Here is a 276-nt window from a genome sequence, read left to right as displayed (position 1 = left end):
CATCGCGCGTGGTCAGCTCGCCCTCGGGCTTGTTGTACAGCAGAACCTGCACCGGCTCGCTCTGGTTGGCGGCAACGAAGGCGCGGCCGTCGATCTCGACGCGGTCGCCGGAGGCGACGCTGCTGCCGGTCGCGGCGACTTCGCCGTTGACCTTGACTTCGCCGCGGGCGATGCGCTCTTCCAGCGCTCGACGCGAGCCGAGCCCGGCGGTGGCCAGCACCTTGTGCAGGCGCTCTTCAACGCGGATGGCGGCAGCGCCTTCGCGCTTCAGGGACA

1 protein-coding gene is annotated in these 276 nt (G+C 70.3%); it reads right to left on the bottom strand.

The genetic code is table 11. The annotated features are described in order from the left end of the window. A partial coding sequence (locus FLQ44_RS06355) for a S4 domain-containing protein (RefSeq protein ID WP_276607831.1) occupies window positions 1-276 on the bottom strand: 276 nt, incomplete at both ends.

It is taken from the genome of Vogesella mureinivorans, assembly GCF_007644035.1.
Classification (GTDB): Bacteria; Pseudomonadota; Gammaproteobacteria; order Burkholderiales; family Chromobacteriaceae; genus Vogesella; species Vogesella mureinivorans.
This window is presented reverse-complemented; position numbering and strand designations above follow the sequence as displayed.